The 21,846-nt window shown below is 58.2% G+C and carries 16 protein-coding genes; 10 read left to right on the forward strand and 6 right to left on the reverse strand.

Translation table 11 applies throughout. The features are described from left to right. The 5 genes from ABSE61_RS32305 to ABSE61_RS32325 all read left to right on the forward strand — a co-directional run. The coding region (locus ABSE61_RS32305) for an NAD(P)-binding protein (protein WP_423875228.1) at nt 1-1,536 on the forward strand (1,536 nt) is incomplete at its 5' end. Continuing rightward, the gene (gene nifJ / locus ABSE61_RS32310) at nt 1,533-4,229 is read left to right on the forward strand and encodes a pyruvate:ferredoxin (flavodoxin) oxidoreductase (protein WP_423875229.1); all 2,697 of its coding nucleotides are present in this window, start codon (nt 1,533-1,535) and stop codon (nt 4,227-4,229) included. The genes ABSE61_RS32305 and nifJ, both read left to right, overlap by 4 nt. Beyond that, nucleotides 4,157-5,233: a thiamine pyrophosphate-dependent enzyme gene (locus ABSE61_RS32315; RefSeq protein ID WP_423875230.1), complete on the forward strand. Its 1,077-nt coding sequence runs from the start codon at nt 4,157-4,159 to the stop codon at nt 5,231-5,233. Before nifJ ends, ABSE61_RS32315 begins: the two co-directional genes overlap by 73 nt. A 62-nt stretch (nt 5,234-5,295) precedes the next feature. Next, nucleotides 5,296-6,381 (forward strand): dihydroorotate dehydrogenase-like protein, encoded by a 1,086-nt coding sequence (locus ABSE61_RS32320; protein WP_423875231.1) that lies wholly within the window; start codon nt 5,296-5,298, stop codon nt 6,379-6,381. Nucleotides 6,382-6,638: 257 nt separating this feature from the next. Further along, nucleotides 6,639-7,394, forward strand: coding sequence for a diacylglycerol kinase catalytic domain-containing protein (locus ABSE61_RS32325; protein WP_423875232.1), 756 nt, complete (start codon nt 6,639-6,641; stop codon nt 7,392-7,394). Nucleotides 7,395-7,490: 96 nt separating this feature from the next. Here the strand turns inward: ABSE61_RS32325 and ABSE61_RS32330 are convergent, their stop codons facing one another. The 6 genes from ABSE61_RS32330 to ABSE61_RS32355 form a co-directional block, all read right to left on the reverse strand. Further along, nucleotides 7,491-8,615 carry an ABC transporter permease gene (locus ABSE61_RS32330; protein WP_423875233.1) on the reverse strand — a complete coding sequence of 375 codons (1,125 nt, stop codon included), beginning with the start codon at nt 8,613-8,615 and terminating at the stop codon, nt 7,491-7,493. A 3-nt stretch (nt 8,616-8,618) separates the two neighbouring features. Next, a complete protein-coding gene (rbbA, locus tag ABSE61_RS32335; RefSeq protein ID WP_423875234.1) occupies nt 8,619-11,354 on the reverse strand; it encodes a ribosome-associated ATPase/putative transporter RbbA in 2,736 nt (911 codons plus the stop codon). Then, a complete protein-coding gene (locus ABSE61_RS32340) occupies nt 11,351-12,466 on the reverse strand; it encodes an HlyD family secretion protein (RefSeq protein ID WP_423875235.1) in 1,116 nt (371 codons plus the stop codon). Before ABSE61_RS32340 ends, rbbA begins: the two co-directional genes overlap by 4 nt. A gap of 140 nt (nt 12,467-12,606) precedes the next feature. Beyond that, on the reverse strand, nt 12,607-12,783 hold the full coding sequence (locus tag ABSE61_RS32345; protein WP_423875236.1) for a hypothetical protein: 177 nt from the start codon (nt 12,781-12,783) through the stop codon (nt 12,607-12,609). 238 nt (nt 12,784-13,021) lie between these two features. Next, entirely contained in the window at nt 13,022-15,271 is a 2,250-nt protein-coding gene (locus ABSE61_RS32350) for a response regulator (protein ID WP_423875237.1), read from the reverse strand. 707 nt (nt 15,272-15,978) lie between these two features. Further along, entirely contained in the window at nt 15,979-16,629 is a 651-nt protein-coding gene (locus ABSE61_RS32355) for a BON domain-containing protein (protein ID WP_423875238.1), read from the reverse strand. Nucleotides 16,630-17,199: 570 nt separating this feature from the next. On the opposite strand from ABSE61_RS32355, the gene ABSE61_RS32360 reads away from it, so the two are divergent. The 5 genes from ABSE61_RS32360 to ABSE61_RS32380 all read left to right on the forward strand — a co-directional run. After that, nucleotides 17,200-17,778, forward strand: coding sequence for a general stress protein (locus tag ABSE61_RS32360; RefSeq protein ID WP_423875239.1), 579 nt, complete (start codon nt 17,200-17,202; stop codon nt 17,776-17,778). Between the two features lie 26 nt (nt 17,779-17,804). After that, the gene (locus tag ABSE61_RS32365) at nt 17,805-18,212 is read left to right on the forward strand and encodes a hypothetical protein (RefSeq protein WP_423875240.1); all 408 of its coding nucleotides are present in this window, start codon (nt 17,805-17,807) and stop codon (nt 18,210-18,212) included. A 91-nt stretch (nt 18,213-18,303) separates the two neighbouring features. Next, complete coding sequence (locus ABSE61_RS32370) at nt 18,304-20,682, forward strand: HAD-IC family P-type ATPase (protein ID WP_423875241.1); 2,379 nt, start codon at nt 18,304-18,306, stop codon at nt 20,680-20,682. Nucleotides 20,683-20,745: 63 nt separating this feature from the next. Further along, complete coding sequence (locus ABSE61_RS32375) at nt 20,746-21,615, forward strand: ADP-polyphosphate phosphotransferase (protein WP_423875242.1); 870 nt, start codon at nt 20,746-20,748, stop codon at nt 21,613-21,615. A 43-nt stretch (nt 21,616-21,658) separates the two neighbouring features. Next, nucleotides 21,659-21,846 (forward strand): hypothetical protein (locus ABSE61_RS32380; RefSeq protein WP_423875243.1); only part of this gene is annotated, 188 nt, incomplete at its 3' end.

The raw sequence follows: 21,846 nt of genomic DNA on the forward strand, positions 1-21,846 counted from the left end.
TGCAACGCGGCCTGCCCCGCCGGCGAAAACATCCAAGCATGGCTTGGTTTGGCGCAAGCGGGAAAGTACCGCGCGGCATGGGAAACGCTGATCCGCGACAATCCGTTGCCGGCGGTGCACGGTCGTGTCTGCTATCACCCGTGCGAAACCAGTTGCAATCGCAAGGAGCTCGACAGCGCCGTCAGCATTCATGCCGTCGAGCGGTTCCTGGGCGACCTCGCGATGGAGCAATGCTGGCCGATGCCGGTGGACAACGTCGCCGGCGGCAAGCGTGTACTGGTCGTCGGTGCCGGGCCCAGCGGACTTTCCGCGGCCTATCACCTTACACGGCTAGGCCATCAGGTGGAGATCCACGACGCCGGGCCGTTACCTGGCGGCATGCTGCATTTCGGCATTCCCGCTTATCGTCTGCCGCGCGAAGATCTGATGAAGGAGATCGGACGGATCGAACAGATGGGCGTCAAGTTCGTGCCCAACCATCGGGTCGACGACGTCCTGGCCGAACAGAAGACAGGCGGGTTTGATGCGGTCTTCATCGCCATCGGCGCTCACCTCTCCAAACATGTCGATATACCCGCGCGCGACGCCATCAAGGTATTGGATGCCGTCTCTCTGCTTCGCGACGTGGAAGCCGGCACCGCGCCGCGCCTGGGCCGGCGCGTGGTCGTCTATGGCGGAGGCAATACCGCCATGGACGTCGCCCGCACGGTCCGTCGTCTTGGCGCCGCCGAAGCGATGATTGTCTATCGCCGGGATCGCGAGCATATGCCGGCCCACGATTTCGAGGCCGGAGAAGCCTTGACCGAAGGTGTAAAAATAAAATGGCTGACCTCGATTAAGGCCATCGACGGCGCCGATCTTACGGTAGAGGAGATGCGCATTGATGAGAGCGGCCACGCGCAGCCGACCGGGCAGTTCGAAACGCTTAAAGCCGACGCCCTGGTGCTGGCGCTTGGCCAGGATGCCGACAGTGGCTTCCTCAAGAAGATTCCCGAAATTATCTTCGACGCCGACGGTTCCGTAGTAGTCGCACCGAACATGATGACCGGCCGGGTCGGCATTTTTGCCGGCGGCGATATGGTGCCGGCGGAACGCTCCGTCACCGTGGCAACTGGCCATGGCAAGAAGGCGGCACACCACATCGACGCGTGGCTGAGAGGCGACATCTACGCACCTCCGGCGAAGCATTCCGTGATCGAGTTCGCCGAGCTCAACCTGCCTATCTACGCTGACGCGCTGCGCTCCACCCAGCATGAAATACCGGTTGCGCAGAGAGAAGGCAGCTTCGATGAGGTCGTCAGCGGTCTGAGCGCAAAAGAAGCGCTGCATGAAGCCAAACGCTGCCTCTCCTGCGGCAATTGCTTCGAATGCGACAATTGCTACGCCGCCTGCCCGGAAGACGCGATCAACAAGCTCGGCCCGAACGAGGGCTACGAGATCAAACTCGATCTTTGCACCGGCTGCAGCGTCTGCGTCGAGCAATGTCCTTGCCATGCCATGGAGATGGTTGCCGAGCCGACGGAGGTCAGGACATGAATGCCGTGATCAAGCTGAATTCGGGCAGCGCTCCAAAATCCGCGATAGAGCCGATCGTCGATAAAGCCGTCAGGACCACCATGGACGGCAATACGGCTGTTGCCCATGTCGCCTATCGGGTCAATGAAGTCTGCGCCATCTATCCCATCACCCCTTCCTCCACAATGGCTGAACTTGCCGACCAGTGGGCTGCGGAAGGTATCCAGAATATCTGGGGCAACATTCCCCTGGTGCAGGAGATGCAAAGCGAAGGCGGTGCGTCAGGCACCGTCCACGGCGCGTTGCAATCGGGCGCGATGACGACAACGTTCACATCATCGCAGGGCCTGATGCTGATGTTGCCCAATATGATGAAAATCGCCGGCGAGCTGACTTCGACCGTGTTCCACGTCGCCGCCCGCTCCCTCGCCACCTCGGCCTTGTCGATCTTCGGGGATCATTCCGACGTCATGACGGTCCGCACCACCGGCTTCGCGCTGATTTCATCGGCCAACGTGCAGGAAGCCCATGACACCGCGCTGATCGCCGAGGCCGCGACCCTGGAAGCACGAGTTCCGTTTTTGCATTTCTTCGACGGCTTTCGCACCTCGCATGAACTCAACACGTTGGACCTGATTCCCGACACCAGCATTCGGGAGATGATCTCGGATGACCTGGTCCGAGCCCATCGCGCCCGCGCCCTCGATCCCGAAAACCCCTTTATCCGGGGTACCGCTCAAAACCCTGATACCTTCTTCCAGGCAAGGGAAGCGGTCAGCCCGTTCTACGCCAAGGTGGCGGGAATCGTCGACGGTGCGATGGCCCGCTTTGCGGCGCTGACCGGGCGCCACTACAAGCTCTTTGAATATGAAGGCGCGCCCGATGCCGAACGCGTGCTCGTTCTGATGGGTTCGGGCGCCGAGACCGTGCGCGAGACCGTCAAAGCGCTGGTCGCCCGCGGCGAAAAGGTTGGCGTTCTGCAGGTGCGATTGTATCGTCCGTTTTCAGCGGTGCATTTCCTCGCCGCGCTCCCGCCAACGGTCGGTGCCATCGCCGTCCTCGAACAGACCAAGGAACCCGGCGCCGCCGGAGAGCCGCTCTACCTCGACGTCGTCGCCACCCTGGCCCAGGGATTTGGATCCGGCCAGCGAGCGTCGATGCCGCGCGTCATCGGCGGCCGTTACGGATTGTCCTCCAAGGATTTCACGCCGGCCATGGCGAAGTCCGCATTGGATGAACTCGCCAAACGTAATGATCATAACCAATTCGCCGGAAAAAACAGCTTTACCGTCGGCATCAAGGACGACGTTTCGTTCAGCAGCCTCGATGTCGAAAATGGTTTCACGATCGAGACGGCCAAGACCACGCGCGCGGTTTTCTACGGTCTGGGTGCCGACGGCACCGTCGGCGCCAATAAGAACAGCGTGAAGATCATCGCCGAAGATGCGAAACAATATGCGCAGGGCTACTTCGTCTATGATTCCCATAAATCCGGTGCGCAGACGATTTCGCATCTGCGATTTGGGCCAGACCCGATCAGGGCACCCTATCTGATCGCCTCGGCCGGCTTCGTCGCTTGCCACCAGTTCGGATTTCTTGAGCGGCAGGACTTGCTTAGGGTCGCCGCGGCGGGCGGCGTTTTCCTTCTCAACAGTCCATTCGGGAAGGACGAGACCTGGGACGAACTGCCGAAGTCCGTACAGCAGCAGATCATCGACAAGAAGCTGCGCTTTTTTGTCATCGACGCGTCCACGGTAGCCCGGGATGTCGGCCTCGGCGTACGCACCAACACGGTTCTTCAAACCTGCTTCTTCGCCATATCGGGTGTTCTACCGCGCGAGGAAGCCATTCGACATATCAAGGAATCGATCCGCAAATCCTACAGCGGCAAGGGTGAAGCCGTGGTGGCAAAGAATTTCGCTGCCGTCGACGCCACCCTGGCCCGGCTGTTCGAGATCAAGGTGCCGGCAACAGCTACAAATCCGAAGGATAAGCCGCCGATCGTCGTCGCCAGCGCCCCTGATTTCGTCAAGCGCGTGACATCGATGATGCTGGTTGGGCGCGGCGACGAGATTCCTGTCAGTCTCATCCCAGCGGACGGCACCTTTCCGTCCGGCACCGCCGCGTTCGAGAAGCGAAATATTGCGGACGCTGTCCCGGTCTGGGAAGAAAACCTCTGCATCCAGTGTGGGCAATGCAGCTTCGTCTGCCCGCACAGCGTTATTCGTGCCCGCTACTACAATGAGGATGCTCTGGTCGGCGCGCCGGCTTCGTTCAAATCGGCGCCGGTCAATGCGCGGGGCTACCCGGAAGCTCGCTTTACCTTGCAATTCTATGTCGAGGACTGCACGGGCTGCGGCCTTTGCGTTGAAGCCTGCCCCGCGATTAGCCCGCGCGAGCCGGACGTCAAGGCGATCAACCTTGCCGACAAGGCGCCGCTGGTCGAGGCCGAGCGCGCCAACATCGCCTTCTTCGAAGGCTTGCCGGTCAATGACCGGGCGCGCGTCGATTTTGACAAGGTGCGCGGCATTCAGTTTCTCGAGCCACTGTTCGAATTTTCCGGCGCATGCGCCGGCTGCGGTGAGACACCCTATCTCAAGCTGCTGTCGCAGTTGTTTGGCGACCGCGCACAGATTCGCAGTTGTTTGGCGACCGCGCACAGATCGCCAATGCGACCGGCTGCTCATCGATCTACGGTGGCAGTTTGCCGGTGACACCATGGGCCGTCGATCATGACGGCCGTGGACCGGCGTGGTCGAATTCACTATTCGAAGACAATGCCGAGTTCGGTCTCGGCTTCCGATTGGCTGCCGACAAGCATCTGGCGCTTGCACGGGCACTGTTGGTGCAGCTCACACCCGTCGTCGGCGAGGAACTGGCGGCTGGTGTCCTCAACGCGCCGCAGATCCACGAATTCGAACTGCGCGCACAGCGCATCCGAGTCGCCGAACTCAAGACCCGGCTGCTCAAGATCGAAACGGAGCCCGCCCGAAATCTGCTCTCTGTAGTGGATCATCTCGTACGGCGAAGCATCTGGATCGTCGGTGGCGACGGCTGGGCTTTTGACATTGGCTTTGGCGGACTCGATCACGTCATAGCGACAGGACGCAACGTCAATATCCTGGTCCTCAACACCGAAGTCTATTCCAACACCGGCGGCCAGGCCTCGAAGGCGACTCCGCTTGGAGCAGTTGCAAAGTTCGCGGCCGCCGGAAAGCGGGTCGCCCGCAAGGACCTTGCGTTGCAGGCGATCGCCTACGGAAACGTCTATGTGGCGCAAGTCGCGATGGGAGCCAATTCGCAACAAACGCTGGACGCGTTTCGGGAGGCGGAGGCATATGATGGCCCCTCGCTCATCCTCGCCTATAGCCAGTGCATCGCTCACGGCATTGACATGCGGTTTGGCATGAAACAGCAGGACCTTGCGGTCGCCTGCGGCTACTGGCCGTTGCTGCGTTTCAATCCGACCATGCGAAGCGTCGGCAAGAGCCCATTCCAGCTCGACTCGCCGCGTCCGACGATTCCGTTCAAGGACTATGCCTATAACGAGGTTCGCTACTCCTCCTTGGCAAGATCGCTGCCCGACGAAGCGGCGGCGCTTCTCGCCAGTGCGCAGGCGGCGGTGGTCGATAAATACCAGCAATACGAAGCGCTTGCCGCACAAGACGGCAGCCGCTTTCAGCCCAGCGGCGGCGAGGTTGCCAATCCCGCATCCTAATATGGCGGGTCAGAAACTCCACCCCATTCCCACGGCAGCACGACCGGTCCCAGGAGAACACCATGGATTTGACGACACGCTATATGGGGCTTCAGCTCAAAAACCCGCTGGTGGCGTCCGCATCGCCGCTGACAGGAGAACTCGACTCGCTCCGGCGGCTTGAGGATGCGGGTGCCGCCGCCCTAATCCTGCCTTCGCTTTTCCAAGAAGAGATAGAAGCGGAGGCCGCCCGCTACGAGCATCTGACCAGTGCACACGACAACAGTTGGCCGGAAGGCCTAAGCAATTTTCCGAGGCTGGCCCACGCCCGACATGGGCCACATGAGTATCTCGAACTCGTTCGCCGGGCCCGACAGGCGGCCGGGGTGCCGGTGATCGCAAGCCTAAATGGTATCAGCAACGAAGGCTGGACCTCCTACGCCAGGCAGCTCGAGCAGGCCGGAGCGAACGGACTCGAACTCAATATCTATTTCATTCCAACCGATCTTGCTGCGACCGGTCGCGATGTCGAGCAGCGTTACCTCGATATCCTGCGATCTGTGCGGACAACCGTCTCGATCCCGGTCGCTGTCAAACTTAGTCCCTATTTCAGCGCGGTCGGCAACATGGCTATGGACTTGCAAGATGCGGGTGCCGACGCCTTGGTGCTGTTCAACCGATTCTATCAACCCGACATCGACGTGACCCGCCTGGAGCTGCTGACAGATCTCAAGCTCAGCGAACCGAACGAGATCCGGCTTCCCCTGCTCTGGCTTGCCCTCCTTTCGGGCCGAGCGAAGGCCTCTCTCGCGGCCAGTACCGGCGTATCCGGAGCCGACCAGGTGGTGAAGTATCTTTTGGTCGGAGCCGACGTCGTGATGACGACCTCGTCGCTATTGCGAGAAGGTCCAGGCCATATGTCCACCCTGCTCGCCGGTCTGGAGAAATGGCTCGATGTAAGGGAGTTCGACTCACTGAGGCATGTCAGGGGAATTATGAGTCAGCGCTGTTTGCGGGATCCCCAAGCGTTCGAGCGTGCCAACTATATCAAAATTCTGCAGGGATACCACCAAGTCGACCTGTCGGCGACCGGACAGCCGCCAGTCTCCGTTCAATCACGTAGCAACGGAGCAACGCCAATTCGACTTCCCGGATGGGGGCTGCAATAGCACCGCAAAAGACTCTCGTTGGGCGAAAATAACTCTGTCCAAATTTGTCTCGCTTCTGCTGGTGCCGGCGAGATCACGTTAACTGCGCTGCAACCGAACATTGGCAACGCCAAAAAGCAACCTCCGACCACACGGCCACCGCGAGGAATTGTCGCCAAACGGTCGCCGATGCCCGCGTTGCCGCAACGGATTTCGACTGCGCTAACAGGACGATGGCCTAGCTTCTCAAGCTTAAGCACGCGCCGGAATGGGCCCAAATGAAAATCCACTTTACCGGGTCGGCGAAACCAGCCGCGCAGCACACTGTTCAGCAGTTCATCGAGCGCTACGGGCAGAACGACCTCGCAAACGCAGCGTATGTGGTTGCGATTGGCGGCGACGGAACTGCATTGAACGCGCTTTGTTCGGTGATGGCGACGCCGGCTACGGCCGTGTTTGCGATGCGGTTACCAGGTTCGGTGGGCGCTCTCGCAAATGTCCTTCGCCTGACCGACCTACCCGAGCGCCTGACATCTGCAAAGCCTATGACGCTACGGCCACTCAAGGCGGAGATAGAACGCTTAAACGGAGACGTCACAGCGACTTTCGGATTTAATGAAATCGTCGTGTCGCGCATGCGTTTACAGTTGGCCAAACTCACCGTGCACGTAGCCGATACGGACCATTTCCAGAGCATTGCCGGCGACGGTCTCATGGTGGTCACACCGATCGGCAGTAAAGGTTACAACCGCTCCGCCGGCGGCTCGACTCTACAACTGGACTCCGGTTCGCTGCTGTTGACAGGAATAGCTGTTCGAGCACCGACGGATTGGACCAACGCGGTTCTCAGCGACCCTGTCGTCTTCGAAATAGAAGTCGTCGACCCATCCTTCCACCCCGTCCGGGTTGAAACAAGCTCCCAAGAAGTGCTCGGAATAAGCCGGCTTAAAATCTCATTGAGCCCCCAACATGCCGCACTACTTTTGCTTGAACCCCAGCTGGCTGATGCGGAATCAAACGCAGCGCCAATCTGATCGTCATCCTTGGGCACGCGGAGCGTCTCTTGAAGAATGAATGGCTAACTGACGATTCCGTTTTAAACTGACTTCGTTCCGTGCCAGATAGCGATATCAGCTCGATTGCGCAGCGACTGAACGGAAGCGCAGGATGGCGAAGCCGAAGAAAACACCTCCAACCGCCGCGACGGCGAGGAATTGCGGCCAGACTACGTCGAGACCCGCGCCGCGATACAGGATCGACTGCGCAAATAGTACGAAATGGGTCGACGGCGAGACTTGCATCACGTTCGCAAGCCATGACGGCATGCTCTCAAGCGGCGTGTTGCTTCCCGATAGCATATTCATTGGCAGGAAGACCAACATGTACAGCAGTCCGAGCTGGGGCATCGACCGCGCCACGGTCCCCAGGAAGATGCCGATCGCGGTAGCGAAAAACAAATAGATCACGACACCCACCATGAACAGCGGGATCGAACCCGCGATCGGGATTGCAAGCATCCAGCGAATAACGAGGTAGAGCGAGAGACCGACCGCGACGGTAATCACCAATCCATTGGCCCAGACCTTGGACATCGCGATCTCGAAAGGCGTCAATGGCATGACAAGCAGGTGATCCATGGTGCCGTGTTCTCGCTCTCGAACGATCGCCGCCCCTGCGAGGATGATGGCCAGCATGGTCACATTATTGATGATACCCATCACCGTGGTGAACCACGCGGTTGTGAGATTCGGATTGAACGCGATCCGGACGTCAAGATTGACGGGCGACAACGGCACCCCCTCCGAATTGGAGAGGAAATCCGCTACTTCGGTGGTAATGATCTGCTGAGCATAGCCGGACCCAAGTCCGGCCTGGACCATAGCGGTCGCATCGACGTCGACCTGAATCGCCGGCTGCCGTCCGCCAAGGACGTATTGTTCGAATTCCGGCGGGATATCGACGACAAATGTGTATTTCCCCTTGTTCATCAGGGATACGACGTCCTTTTCCACGATCTGCTGTGGCAACTGGAAGTAAGGCGGCAGGAAGGCGTGGGCGATGCGGCGCGACAGTTCCGAATTGTCCTCATCGACGAATGCGATCGACGCGTTGTGCAGTTCCTGGGAATTGCTGCGTGCCTGAATGATGATCGCCAGTGAGAAGGCGTAGATGACGAGTCCCAACAGCACGAAATCATGCAGAAAGCTCCGTAGCTCCTTTATTCCAAGCCAGAATATGTTTTCCGCTTTGAGCACCGTCTAGCGCTCCTGCTTCCGCAACATCTGCATGCTCAGCAGCGTCAGCACCGGTACGAATAAAGCCAACGCCACGAGATCGGTCCAGAGATTGTTGATTCCGAGCCCTTTGGTGAAAGTACCGACGCTGATTGGCACGAAGTAGGTCATCGGGAACGCCCGCCCTATGATTTGCGCTCCGGCGCCGAGGGAGGATACCGGAGTCATCATGCCCGCGAATTGGGTCGCCGGCAGAACCGTCAGAATGGCGGTTCCGAACAGAGCCGCAATCTGTGTGTTTGTGAAAACCGATATCAGCATGCCGTAAGCCGTCATCGCGGTGACGTAAATCAAAACTCCGATCAGAAGGATTGGAAAGCTTCCCCTCAGCGGAACTTGAAAAACAAACAGCGCCATCAAAAACATCAAAACAAAATTCACCATGGCGACCGCGATGTAGGGAAGCTGCTTGCCCAACAGAAATTCCATTCGGGTGACCGGCGTTACATAGAGGTTGGTGATCGACCCCAGCTCCTTTTCCCGAACGATGGCGAGCGCCATCAGTATCGCCGGAAACAGTCCGAGCAGCAGCGCGATGTTCGATGGAACCATGGCGTAAATGCTGTCGAAATCTTGATTGTATTTGAACCTGATTTCGATATCGAAGGGCGGTGGCGCGACAACCGCCGTAGTATTGATGGCCGGATCCGTCAGATAAAGCTGATGCATGGCTTGCAGGTAGCCGCGGATGGTTTCCGCACGAAATGGCATCGCACCATCGACCAGCGCGCTGACCCAGGCGGGGCGTCCTCGCTTGATATCGAGACCGAAGTTCGGCGGAATTTCAATCGCCGCCTTGATGTCTCCGCTCTTGAGGCGACTGATGAGGTCCGCCTCATTGGCGATCAACGCTTTCTCGACAAAATAGGTGGATCCCCTGAGCTCCTCCAGATAAGCGCGGCTCTCGGGACTCTGATCCTGATCCAATACCGCGAAAGAAAGATTGTTGACGTCCGTCGAGACCCCAAACCCGAACACCAGCATCAACAGCGTGGTTCCCAACAGGCTGAATCCGAGCCGGATCGGATCGCGCAGCAACTCAAGGGCTTCACGGATCGTATAGGCGAGCAGGCGCCGCAGGCTAAACAGCGATTGCATCGACGTAGGCCGCGCCACGTCGTCGGCCCTGACCGGAGGGTGGGGTGCGCTTCCGGAGGAACGTTGCCCCGTCGCCTCCTCGAGATAGCCGATGAAGGCGCCCTCAAGGGTCGCGGCGCCACGGGCCTTGACTAATCCGGCCGGCGTATCCGTCGCCAGCACATGCCCAGCATCCATTAGGGATATTCGGTCGCAGCGCTCCGCCTCATTCATGAAATGCGTGGAGATGAAAATTGTGACGTCTTGATTTCGCGACAGGTCCACCAGAATTTCCCAGAACCGGTCCCGGGCCAATGGATCGACCCCCGAGGTCGGCTCGTCGAGGATAAGGATCTCCGGCTCGTGAACGATGGCAACAGCCAGGGATACCCGTTGTCGAATGCCCAGCGGCAGATCGAGCGTCTGCTGATCGCAGTAATCCTTGAGACCAAAACTGTCCATCAATGCCGCGATTCTGGCGCGCGCCTTCTTCGCCGGGATATGGAACAAATGCGCGTGGAGATCGAGGTTCTGTTGCACCGTTAGTTCAGTGTAGAGGGAGAACGACTGTGACATGTAGCCGACGCGATAGCGCACACCCACGTCGGTGGCATCGAGCGGCTTTCCGAACAGCAGCGCCTCGCCTTCGCTGGGAGGCAGCAAGCCAGTCAGCATTTTCATAGTGGTGGACTTGCCGCAGCCGTTTGACCCGACAAATCCGAAGATCTCGCCCCGCTCGATCGTGAAATTTACCTTGTCGACTGCGGTGAAATCGCCGAAGCGGCAGGTCAGGTCGCGCGCGACGATGACGGGGTCAGCGTCGATGATGCGACGCGGCGGTATATGCAGCGCTTTGTGACCGCGCCGCATCTGTTCGGGGAGTAACGCGATGAACGCGTCCTCCAGTGAGGAGGCGTTGGTTTTGGCCTTCAGATCGGCGGAGGTGCCAGTTCCCAGCACCTTGCCGGCGTTCATGGCTACCAGCCAGTCGAACCGCTCCGCCTCTTCCATATAGGCGGTTGCAACCAGTACGCTCATGCCTTCGCGGCGGGCGCGCATCTGGTCGATCAGTTCCCAAAATCTGCGGCGTGAGAGCGGATCGACGCCAGTGGTCGGCTCGTCGAGAATCAAGAGATCGGGGTCATGGATCAGGCAGCAGCAAAGCCCTAGCTTCTGCCGCATGCCGCCGGATAGCTTCTTTGCCATCCTGTCGGAAAACGGCGCAAGGCCGGTGCTCCATAGCAGCTCGGAAATCATCGCGTCGCGCTTTGCGCGGGATTGTCCAAACAGGCGGCCGAAGAATTCGATGTTCTCGCGAACGCTGAGGTCCGCATAAAGATTCTTGCCCAATCCCTGCGGCATATAGGCAATGCGCGGGCAGATTTCAGACCGGGCCCTTGAATCCGCCATATCGTTGTCAAGCACGATGACGCGCCCTGACTGGATCTGGCGCGCGCCTGCGATCATGCTCAGCAGCGAGGATTTTCCGACACCGTCCGGCCCGATCAGCCCGACCATGCAACCGGCGGGCAGATCGATCGTGACACCGTCGAGGGCAACCATCTTGCCATATCGCTGGGTTATATTCTCAACCTGGGCGACCGGGCTTTCGCGGGCGCTCATGGAGCGGCGCTTCCTTGCAGCCGCGTCGGCCACGGCGTCGCCGCATCAAGCTGCAAGTAGGTTACGCCAGGCAAACCACTCCGCACCTTCTCGGCGCGGGCGCGCAGACGCTCGGGGTCGATTTTCGCCCTGACGCGGAACATCAGGGTATCGCGTTCACTTTGGGTCTCTACCGTCTTGGGCGTAAACTGCGCTTGCGTGGCGACGAACAATACCTTCGCCGGTATGGCGAGCTGAGGAACGGCATCGAGTACGATGCGCGCGTCCGATCCAAGCTTGACCTTGCCCGCAGAGGCTGTCGGTAAATAGACATCCATGTAGACATAGGTGATGTCGAGCGTAGTGAAAACTTTGCCGCCTGCCGGCAATACCTCGCCGATATTGGCGATGCGATACTGAATGCGTCCATCTACGGGCGCGACCAGCGTATTGTCGGCGATATTGACCTCGTAGAGCTCAACATCATGAGTGCTGGCTTGCATGGCATGCTGGGATTCCGACACCCTGTCCTGCGCCGCCTTCAGTCCCGCGCCGGCCCCGTCTAGCGTCTGCTGCCGCTGATCGACAACCTCCTTTGTCTGCGCACCCTTGGCGAAAAGGGTGTTAGCCCGATCCAGTTCCTGTTGGGCCAACAAAGTCAGGGTTTGTTGCTGGACGACATTGGCGTTGGCTTCGTCGATCGCCTTCTTGGCCTGCGCGACCGCCGCCTCCGACTTCTTGAGCGAGGCCGCCATATCCCTGGTGTCCATCCGCGCCAACACCTGGCCGGCTTTGACCATATCGCCGGCGTCAGCGAGTATCTCGGAAATGCGCCCGGCAAACTTGGTGTCGATGTCGATCTCCAGCGCCTCGATCCGGCCGTTACCGAACGCGATGCCTGGCGGTAAATCAGATTGCGAATGTAGCCACCAATAAAACCCGCCCCCTGCGCCGCCGATAACAGCAGCTAGAGCCAGCGCAACTTTAAGCCAACGCGGTCTGACCCGCTTGCTTCCCAACGGCACGGTTTGCACATTGCGACCCTGTTGGATCGGAACAAGATCACGGTTCTGCGTCGGCGGAGGGCTGGCTCCTTCAGGTACTTTCGGGGCTGAATTGACCTCTTGGTCCATCTTGCATCCTGTCTAAGGAAATGTAAGCGCGCTTGGCTTCGCGCTTTGCTGCACCAACAACAGGCTGATCGTAGCCCAAACTAGATCCAACTGGGCTCGCGGGCGAACGCCACAACACGTGGTCACCTCGCCGAGATGTCTCAGGGCTTCTTCGGTTCGGTCTTGCCGAAAGCCGCGTCTACCTCGTCCGCTTTTACGCGGTTAGAGGGATCACCGGGCTCATTCAAATTTTGCTCTTCGGTACCGTCACCCATCATTCCAGGGTGGGCTATCTTGGCCGATTTGTCGGTCACCTTAACGATTGGCTTATTTGTCACGCGAATCTCCCAGTGCATATGCGACGACGCTGCCGTTCCGTCCAACGAAACGTTAGCAGAGCGCGAGTGTGCCAAGTCAGGGTCGGAAACTACTTAGTTCGGCTTGCATCAGGGCACCGTCGCGCGCGCGACCCAGCCCTCGCGAGTGTATTGACTGTATAGATTGACGTGGCTTTCGTTGAACCAAGCTTGCCGGGCGAGTCGGTCGAGCTCAAAACGCAGTTGGCGTACCATCGCATCAGAGCGCAGCCTTGAAAACGCCCTGCTCGTTGCCAGTAGCCGCAAACGCCAAACGGGCTAATGCTGGAAGCGACTTCGAGCCGGTTTTCTCCATGATCGAAGCGCGATGATTTTCCACAGTGCGTTGGCTGATACCGAGGTCTGCGGAGATGTTTTTACTGGGATGACCCGCCAGAACCAGTTCCATAATCTGTCGTTGTCGCGGAGTGAGACCGGCGATAGCGCTTGCGGCATTCTCCTGGGAGGCGAGAAGGTCGCTCGAATTCCGCGACCGTTCGAGTGCGCTTTGCACGCTGATGAGCAGTTCGCGATGGCCTATCGGCTTTTCGATAAAGTCCCACGCGCCCGCTTTCATGGCTTGAACTGCCATCGGCACGTCGCTATTGCCAGTGATCATGATAGCGGGCAACCGGTGACCCGAATGACCCAACCAGCGCAGCAGTTCGAGCCCGTTCATTCCCGGTAGGTAGGCGTCGATGAGCAGGCATGCTTCGCCGCCAGACCGATAGCCCTCGATGAACGCCTCGCAGGTGGAATAGGCCCGAACGCTCCTACCGTCGTGCTCAAGAACGTCGCGGATCGCCTCTCGTACGGCACTATCGTCATCGACGACGAAAACCTCCGGGCGCTCGGAACTACCGTCCGCCATCGCAGAAGACGGATTGCGCCCGACTAGCGCTGGCAACGTAATCAACGCTTGAATTACCTGCGTCAGCTCTTTCAATTTTACCGGCTTATTGAGCTTTACGTAGTTCTGGAGAGCGATCTCGCGCGATGTGCCTGTGGAAATATCTCCTGTTAGAATGATGACTGGCGTTTTACGGTGAAGTTTCTCTCGCAATTTTGCGGAGGCTTGGAGGCCGTCCATGCCATTCGGCAGATTGAAGTCTGTAAGTAAAAGGTCGGGATGTATCGCTCCTTCCGCCACAAGACCAAGCGCCGCAGCGCCGTGCGGTACTACAGCCGTACGATAACCCTCATCTTTGAGGAGGTGATCGAGGAGATCGCGCAGTTCGGGATCGTCCTCAATGATTAAAATTTCACCATTGCGACGAACAGCTTCAACCTTCGATTCAACTACGCGTCGATCATTCCCATTCGGTTTTACGGTCCTGCTTTCGGGCAATACGAGTTCGATGCCGAACACCGATCCCCTGCCTGGGACAGAACTGACGTATACCCGATGTTCCAGCAGATTCCCCAAACCCTTCACGATAGACAGACCGAGACCAAGGCCTTGACTACGTTCTCGCGCGGCATTGTCCAATTGACGGTATTCTTCGAAGATGGCGTGAAGCTCCTCGCGGGGAATGCCGGGGCCGGTATCGCAAACCTCAATGCTCACCATTCCGTTGCGCCGACGGCATCCGAGCAACACCCTGCCGCCAACGGCGTATTTTAACGCATTTGAGAGCAGATTTCGGATCATCTGTTCGAGCAATCGCGGATCGCTATGTATTGAAAGGCTGCACGGCACAACCTGTAACGAGATTTTATGATCTTCCGCGAGACAAGCGAATTCGTCTCTCAATACATCGAAAAGATCGCTAATCAGGAAGGTAACCTTTTCAACCCGTACAGCTCCGGAATCTATTTGATTTATATCCAGCAGTGTATTCAGCATGCCGGACATCGCGGTCAGGGTTTGATCAAACCTCGCGATCAATTTTTGCGCTTTCTCTCCTTCAACTACTTTTGCAAGCATGCCTTGAAGCAAATGCAAGGTCTGAAGCGGCTGACGCAGGTCATGACTGGCAGCGGCTAGGAAGCGGGATTTTGCTGCGTTGGCTCGTTCCGCTTGCTGCTTGGCCTGCTCTAAAGCGCGCTTGACGCGTTTTCGTTCAGTGATGTCCGTAAATGTGACGACGACACCCTCTACCCCGCGGTTTTGGGTTCGGTAAGGCAGTACACGACGATTGTAAATATCATCGGTAGCCCGCTCGATCTCTCGCTCGATTGGAACGTTGGTCTTCAGCACCGTTCGTGCATCTAGCAATAACGTGTCATCGGCAGCGAGCGAATGACAGTTCGCGAGTGGCTTACCGATGTCGCCCGAACCAAAGCTGAATAGCGACTGCGTGGCAGGCGTAAAGAATCGAATATTGAGATCTGTATCGAGAAACAGTGTCGCCACATCGATACTATATAAAATATTTTCAAGATCATCCGACGTCGTGCGCTGACTGATAGGGGTCGTCGGATGCACATTCGTCGATCGATATTCCATATTCATCGGCTCGGCGATCACGCCACGCTCATCCGGCGTCGGGGACTTCCGACGGGGAGCCGGTAGAGTGGTCATGACGACCGAAGCGTCGACGAGGCTTGGAGCCTCTCGCCGTCCTGCCGCGGTTGCACGGGGTCGGAGTGTCGCTTTCCGCTCTCAATATCCTTGCCCTTTTGGATGAAATCTTCCTCCAGGTCATGCAGCATATCCAAGACATTTGGATTTTTCTGATGGCAAGCGAGCAGACGACAGCTCTGCGCGAGCTCGGCCAATAACTGGGTTTCAGTCATGGAACACCTGTGTTTTCCGATGTAAACGCTGCCGTTCGCTACCATGTGTCGCCCGGAGCACGGATCCTCCAGACGTCGCAGGATGACGGTTCTAGATCGCGGGAAAGTTGACTGGGGCCGGGGGTTTGCTGGCCCACTGAACCGCCACTTTGCGCTAAGGCGCCAAGCGACAAATCGTTCCAGCGAACTGAACGCATTTGAAATATCCGAATTCAACAAAGCTTGAATATTGAGCAATATTGACCACAATGGATGACGTGGCACCACCGAACTCGGCATTTGTCGGTGGTTGAAAATATCTGCTCTTCCGCCTGGCAGCAGGCATTTTATTTGCCAGGAGGAGGTTTATGGCCGTAGCGCTGAACCGGCGCACACGGTTGAATGGCTTATCATGCTCTTGGAAATACTCGTATTGTAAGCTGCGTCTTTCGCGCAATCTTAAATTACGGCGATGTCGTTCTCGACGGCGGTTGCGCCAGGAGCAGACCACGCGGTGGCAGCGGCCACTTGACGGTCATGCCATGTATGCACAGTTCCGGTCAGCCGAATCTTGCCGCCTTGCGCGCTGACCGAAATTGTCTTCGGGTCAAAGAACCAAGAGCGATGCAACGCATGCATAATGTCATCGCTGATATTCGACGTGCTAACAGTTGCCTTGATCGTGATTTGATTGGTGACACCTACAACGCCGAACAGCGGACGAACATCCATGCTTGCGGCGTCTTTTTGGTAATGCCAGTCGACCTCTCCTGTTAAGGTCACCCATCCTTTTTCAACCGTTACCTTAATGGTATCTCGGGGTATCGAGACGTCCCATTCAAATCGTCCAATAACCGCTCCCGCTATTTCTTCGTCGCTCCGCTTTGTTTCGTATGGCAGTCGGACTTCTATATCCTCAGCAACTGCTTTAACGCCTCTTACGCGACGAACCGCCGCTTCCGCTGCGTGTTTCTGCGCAAAGCTTTCAACATGACCGGTGAGCGTCACGATGCCAGCATCCGCTGCAACACCGATATGGGCGGCGGTCACGCTTGGTTCCCAGCTTAGTTCGTCGAGCACAGCCTGTTGCAGTCGATTATCGTTGGACATTCGATCTATCCGTTCCAAAGTTGAATGGAGCTTGCCATCGCGGGTGCTCCTGAAATCAACCGAGGGTAATAATACGATATGTTTCCGACAGAGATAGGCTCGGAAATTACTCAGTTGAATGATGAGAGGGAACTCCTGGCCGAATCGCAAGCGACCCAATAAGCGCGAAACACTCGCCATGCCTAGCAAACTGACATCGCTCCCAGACCACGACGTTTTGCGAGATGAGCGACACTTCCCGACTCTGATGTGACCAAATCGCGCAGCCGGCTTGATAAACTCGCCGCGCTCGGTCTGATCGGCAAGGAGGGCGGTCCCGACGGCGCCGCGTGTCAAAAAGACTAAGTAAGTAGTTTCCGAGTCTATCTCGACAGAACCAGTCAACCTAACATCGGCTTGCGGATCAACCACGTGAAAACTGCAGCCGCGGGGTTTGCACTTTGTCACCTGCCCAATGACGGGTACGTGGTGCGGCGATTTGGTTTGCCCTTCACGATTTCGGCTTGCCCTTCACGATCCAGCTTCGGCTTGCCCTTCACGATCCAGCTTAGCTCTCTAAGGAGAATTTCGATGAAAAATACCGAAACAGTCATCGCTGTCTTTGCCGACCATCCCGCGGCTGAAACGGCGATCAAGAAGCTTACCTCCGCTGGCTTTGAAATGAAGAACCTCAGTGTTGTCGGCAAGGGCTATCACACAGACGAAAAGGTCGTCGGATTCTACAACACCGGGGATCGGATCAAGTTCTGGGGCACACGCGGTGCATTCTGGGGTGGATTCTGGGGCTTGTTCCTAGGTGGGCTATTCATGACCGTTCCCGTCGTTGGACACGTTGTCGTGCTTGGATATCTCGCTTCTATAGCGATTGCGGGCGTCGAGAATGCCGTCGTGGTCGGCGGCATAAGTGCGCTCGCCGCAGCGCTGTTTAGCATCGGTGTGCCGAAGGACAGCGTAGTCCAATACGAAACCGCGCTGAAAGCCGACAGCTTCCTGGTGATGGCTCACGGCCCTGCTGCGGAAATCGCCCGCGCCAAGACGATCCTGGACACCGTCAACCCCACACGCATCGACATACATACGGGAATCAAAGCGGCAGAGCCCGCCGCCGCTGCCCAGATGACCCGTCCACTCGTACTTAATCTCATATAACCGAACGAAAAACCCAAGGAATTGCCATGAGAATTCTTATCGCCCCGATCGTAATCGGAACACTCCTCCTCGCGGGCACGTTACCGGTCGCTGCCCAATCGAGATCCGCCACCGACCAAGGGGCATCGATTCATCTCGCCGCCAAAGACGATACGGCGGCTGAGCGGAACAGTTACACGCAAAAGGCGCAGGACGAGATGCGAATTTGGCAGCAGAAGTTGCACGACTTCGGCGCGAAAGTGCAAGCCTCTGCCACACAGGCACAAACGGCGGCTTCGAAAGACTTGGATAGGGCATGGGCCGAGGCCGAGAGTGCATCCAGCCGGCTGGAGACCGCTGGCGAGAAAGATTGGGGCAGCGCCAAGACATCCTTCGAGACGGCATCGCACAAACTCGCTTTAGCCTGGCACAAGGTCAATCCTGAGAATAAATAGACCAACCCACCAACTCTACCCGCAGCCTTCGGGTATACCCAGAGACTTTTTGAACGTGTCCGGCAGCGGTTGCCGCATTCGGATATTACCCATGGTCGCGAGCACCCGGTTGTTCAATGAAGTTGCAATACCCTCAAAATCAGTAGGCGCAGCCAATATCGACTTACAAAGTGGCCTAACCAGTAGCGAGGCCCACCGTCGGCTGGAGAAATTCGGCGCAAACGCAATGCCGGATACCAGCATGCATCCGTTGCGGATGGCGATCGAAAAGTTCTGGGCGCCGGTTCCGTGGATGCTAGAGGCCGCGATTATACTCGAGCTGGTGCTCGGCAAGTATATCGAGGCCGCAATCATCGCCGCTCTTTTGATCTTCAACGCGGCACTCGGGCTGTTCCAGGAGAGCCGCGCTCAGGCAACCCTTGCTGCGCTGAAGTCGCGGCTCGCGCTGAACGCATCGGTTCGGCGCGACGGCGCATGGAAAACCCTGCCCGCCGTTGATTTGGTAACTGGTGACGTGGTGAAGCTCTCACTCGGCGCCGTGGTCGCCGCGGATGTGCACCTGACTGGGGGAGAAGTCCTGCTTGACCAATCCATGCTCACCGGGGAATCGGTGCCCATCGAGGCCGGCACGGGTGTCCAGACCTATGCAGGGGCGCTGGTGCGGCGCGGCGAAGCGGTTGCTGAGGTCACAGCGACCGGAGTGCGTACCAAGTTCGGCCGCACCGCGGAACTCGTCCGCACCGCCCATGTCGCAAGTTCTCAGCAGAAGGCAGTGTTGCGCGTAGTGCGTAATCTCGCCGCGTTCAACGGCTTCGTGATTGTGCTGCTCGTGACCTACGCCTGGCTTCTCAAGATGCCGCTCGATGAGATCATTCCTCTCGTCCTGACCGCGGTCCTCGCATCGATCCCGGTGGCACTGCCGGCGACCTTCACCCTCGCGTCGGCACTCGGCGCGCGGGCGTTGGGAAAGCTCGGCGTCCTCCCGACCCGCCTCTCGGCGGTAGATGAAGCGGCGTCGATGAGTGTTCTGTGCGCCGACAAGACGGGCACGCTGACCCAGAACGCGCTGACGGTGACGACCATTCGCCCCATGCCCCGATTCGACGAGACGCACGTTCTGGCGCTGGCTGCGCTGGCGAGTTCCGATGGCGGACAGGATCCGGTAGATGGGGCCATTCGGTCTGCTGCCTTGGGAAAGAAAGCTTCCGACGCGCCCAAGATCATCAAGTTCGTGCCGTTCGATCCGGGGACCAAGATGTCCGAAGCGACGGTGCTGGACTCGGGTGGCGGGACGCGACGCGTCGTGAAAGGCGCCTTCACCGCGGTCATCGGCCTCGTCCAGCCGTCGCCGACGGCGACGGCCGCCTCGAAGGAGCTCGAGGGAAAAGGCTTCAGGGTGCTGGCGGTCGCAGCCGGACCGCCGAATGCGATGCAGCTGGCCGGGCTTATTGCGCTGAGCGACCCGCCTCGCAAGGACTCGGCGGCACTCGTTACCGAGTTGCGCGGACTCGGCGTACGGACCATCATGATCACGGGCGACGCGCCGGCGACGGCAGCCATTGTCGCTCATGCCGTGGGGCTCGATGGCGCCGTTTGTCCGCCGGGACCGATCCCCGATAGCGTCCGCCCTGAGCAATTCGCAGTCTTCGCCGGCGTCCTGCCTGAGGACAAGTACAAATTGGTCAAGGCGTTTCAGAAGCGCGGCCATACCATCGGCATGTGCGGCGACGGCGCCAACGACGCGCCGGCGCTGCGTCAGGCGCAAATCGGAATCGCGGTCTCAACGGCAACCGATGTCGCGAAATCAGCCGCCGGCATGGTGCTGACCGAGCCCGGGCTCGCCGGGATCGTTGCCGCAGTGAAGGAAGGGCGAGTGACGTTCCAGCGCATCCTGACCTACACGCTGAACTCGATTACCAAGAAGACAGTTCAAGTTCTCTTTCTGGCGGTCGGCCTGATCATGACGGGACAAGCGATCCTGACACCCTTGCTGATGGTCCTTATCATGATTACCGGCGACTTCCTCGGCATGTCGTTGACGACGGACAATGTACGTCCATCGCGGATGCCAAATGCGTGGCAAATTGGAATTCTGACGATCGCGGGCGTCAGCACAGGCATCGGCGAGTTGGTCTTTTGCACATCCGTCCTGGCTTTCGGCGCTTACCGTATGGGATACGACATTGAAGCGCTGAGAACACTGGCGTTTGTCGTTATCGTATTCGGCAATCAGGCGACGACATATACCAATCGTGAACGGCGGCGACTGTGGTCCTCTCGCCCAAGCTTCTGGCTCGTCGTTTCGTCCGTCGCCGATCTCGCGATCGCCTCGACATTAGCCATTGCTGGAATTGCGATGACGCCCCTACCGGCCTTGGTAGTGGCGAGCACACTCGCTGCGGCAATTGCCTTCTCGGTTATCCTGGATCTGGCGAAGGTTCCCCTGTTCGTCCGTCTCGGGATCGCCTAGCGCGGCGCCCCATCGCCTCAGGGAATGAGCGATGCACGCGACCGGCACCGCGGAAGGATTAAAATGAAGATCAATTCAAAAGATTTTCGCGTACGGCAAGGAGACAAGATCAATCTGAAAAAGTGGCCGACGATCGTCGATCCCGTGTACAAATCGAAGGAGCAATATCAAAAGCTTCTGGAAGAACATGTTGCACAACTAAGCTCGCAACAGCAACTTCTCTACGCGTCCAATCGCCATGCCGTGCTGCTAATTTTTCAGGCCATGGACGCGGCAGGAAAAGACGGCGCCATCAGACACGTGATGTCCGGGGTTAATCCGCAAGGATGCCAGGTCTTCAGCTTCAAACATCCAAGCGCCGGTGAACTGCAACACGATTTTCTCTGGCGAACCACTCGCGACCTTCCGGAACGGGGGCGAATCGGCATCTTCAACCGATCCTATTACGAGGAGGTTCTGATTGCCCGCGTGCATCCGGAAATTCTAGTCGGCGAGGGCATCCCTGACCCTCCAAACAGCGACAAGGCTGTCTGGCACGGTCGGTATCGTTCGATTGCGAATCTTGAGGAACATCTTCGCGCCAACGGCACTCGCATCATCAAGTTCTTCCTGCACCTCTCGGAAGGGGAACAGCGAAAGCGCTTTCTGGCGCGTATCGACGAGCCAGAGAAGAACTGGAAGTTCAGCAATGCAGACATTGAGGAGCGGAAATTCTGGAAGAAATACATGAAGGCCTATGAGCAATGCCTTGGCGCAACAAGCACGGGCGACTCGCCTTGGTATGTCGTTCCCGCCGACGACAAAGAGAATACCCGGCTGATCGTATCCCAGATTGTCCTCGATACGCTCGATGAACTCAAAATGACTTACCCCAAGACGAGCGCGAAGCGCCGCCAGGAATTACAGTCGATTCGCAAACGGCTCGCGAAATGAAAGATCCGGTGCCACTCGGCTCGAGAACCCTGTGAGAAAGACTATGACTGCGCGAAAACTCAAGACCGCATTCCACAAGCCTGACAGGGCCTCGCACTTCAAGACCGACAGATCCTCAGGGAACCAGAACCGCGGCGCCTTCGAAGCGGCCCGCGCGGAGATCGGCAAGGGCCTTGTTGGCTTGCTCGAGGGGGTAGCTCGTAGTCTTGGTGACGACACCGATGTCGGGCA

Origin of the sequence: Bradyrhizobium sp., assembly GCF_049519115.1 — a bacterium.
Lineage (GTDB): Bacteria > Pseudomonadota > Alphaproteobacteria > Rhizobiales > Xanthobacteraceae > Bradyrhizobium.

Excerpts from the sequence above, each read along its gene's own strand:
- nifJ (WP_423875229.1), top strand. The coding sequence starts at position 1,533 with ATGAATGCCGTGATCAAGCTGAATTCGGGCAGCGCTCCAAAATCCGCG.
- ABSE61_RS32320 (WP_423875231.1), top strand. The coding sequence starts at position 5,296 with ATGGATTTGACGACACGCTATATGGGGCTTCAGCTCAAAAACCCGCTG.
- ABSE61_RS32325 (WP_423875232.1), top strand. The coding sequence starts at position 6,639 with ATGAAAATCCACTTTACCGGGTCGGCGAAACCAGCCGCGCAGCACACT.
- rbbA (WP_423875234.1), bottom strand. The coding sequence starts at position 11,354 with ATGAGCGCCCGCGAAAGCCCGGTCGCCCAGGTTGAGAATATAACCCAG.
- ABSE61_RS32340 (WP_423875235.1), bottom strand. The coding sequence starts at position 12,466 with ATGGACCAAGAGGTCAATTCAGCCCCGAAAGTACCTGAAGGAGCCAGC.
- ABSE61_RS32355 (WP_423875238.1), bottom strand. The coding sequence starts at position 16,629 with ATGTCCAACGATAATCGACTGCAACAGGCTGTGCTCGACGAACTAAGC.
- ABSE61_RS32360 (WP_423875239.1), top strand. The coding sequence starts at position 17,200 with ATGAAAAATACCGAAACAGTCATCGCTGTCTTTGCCGACCATCCCGCG.
- ABSE61_RS32365 (WP_423875240.1), top strand. The coding sequence starts at position 17,805 with ATGAGAATTCTTATCGCCCCGATCGTAATCGGAACACTCCTCCTCGCG.
- ABSE61_RS32370 (WP_423875241.1), top strand. The coding sequence starts at position 18,304 with ATGGTCGCGAGCACCCGGTTGTTCAATGAAGTTGCAATACCCTCAAAA.
- ABSE61_RS32375 (WP_423875242.1), top strand. The coding sequence starts at position 20,746 with ATGAAGATCAATTCAAAAGATTTTCGCGTACGGCAAGGAGACAAGATC.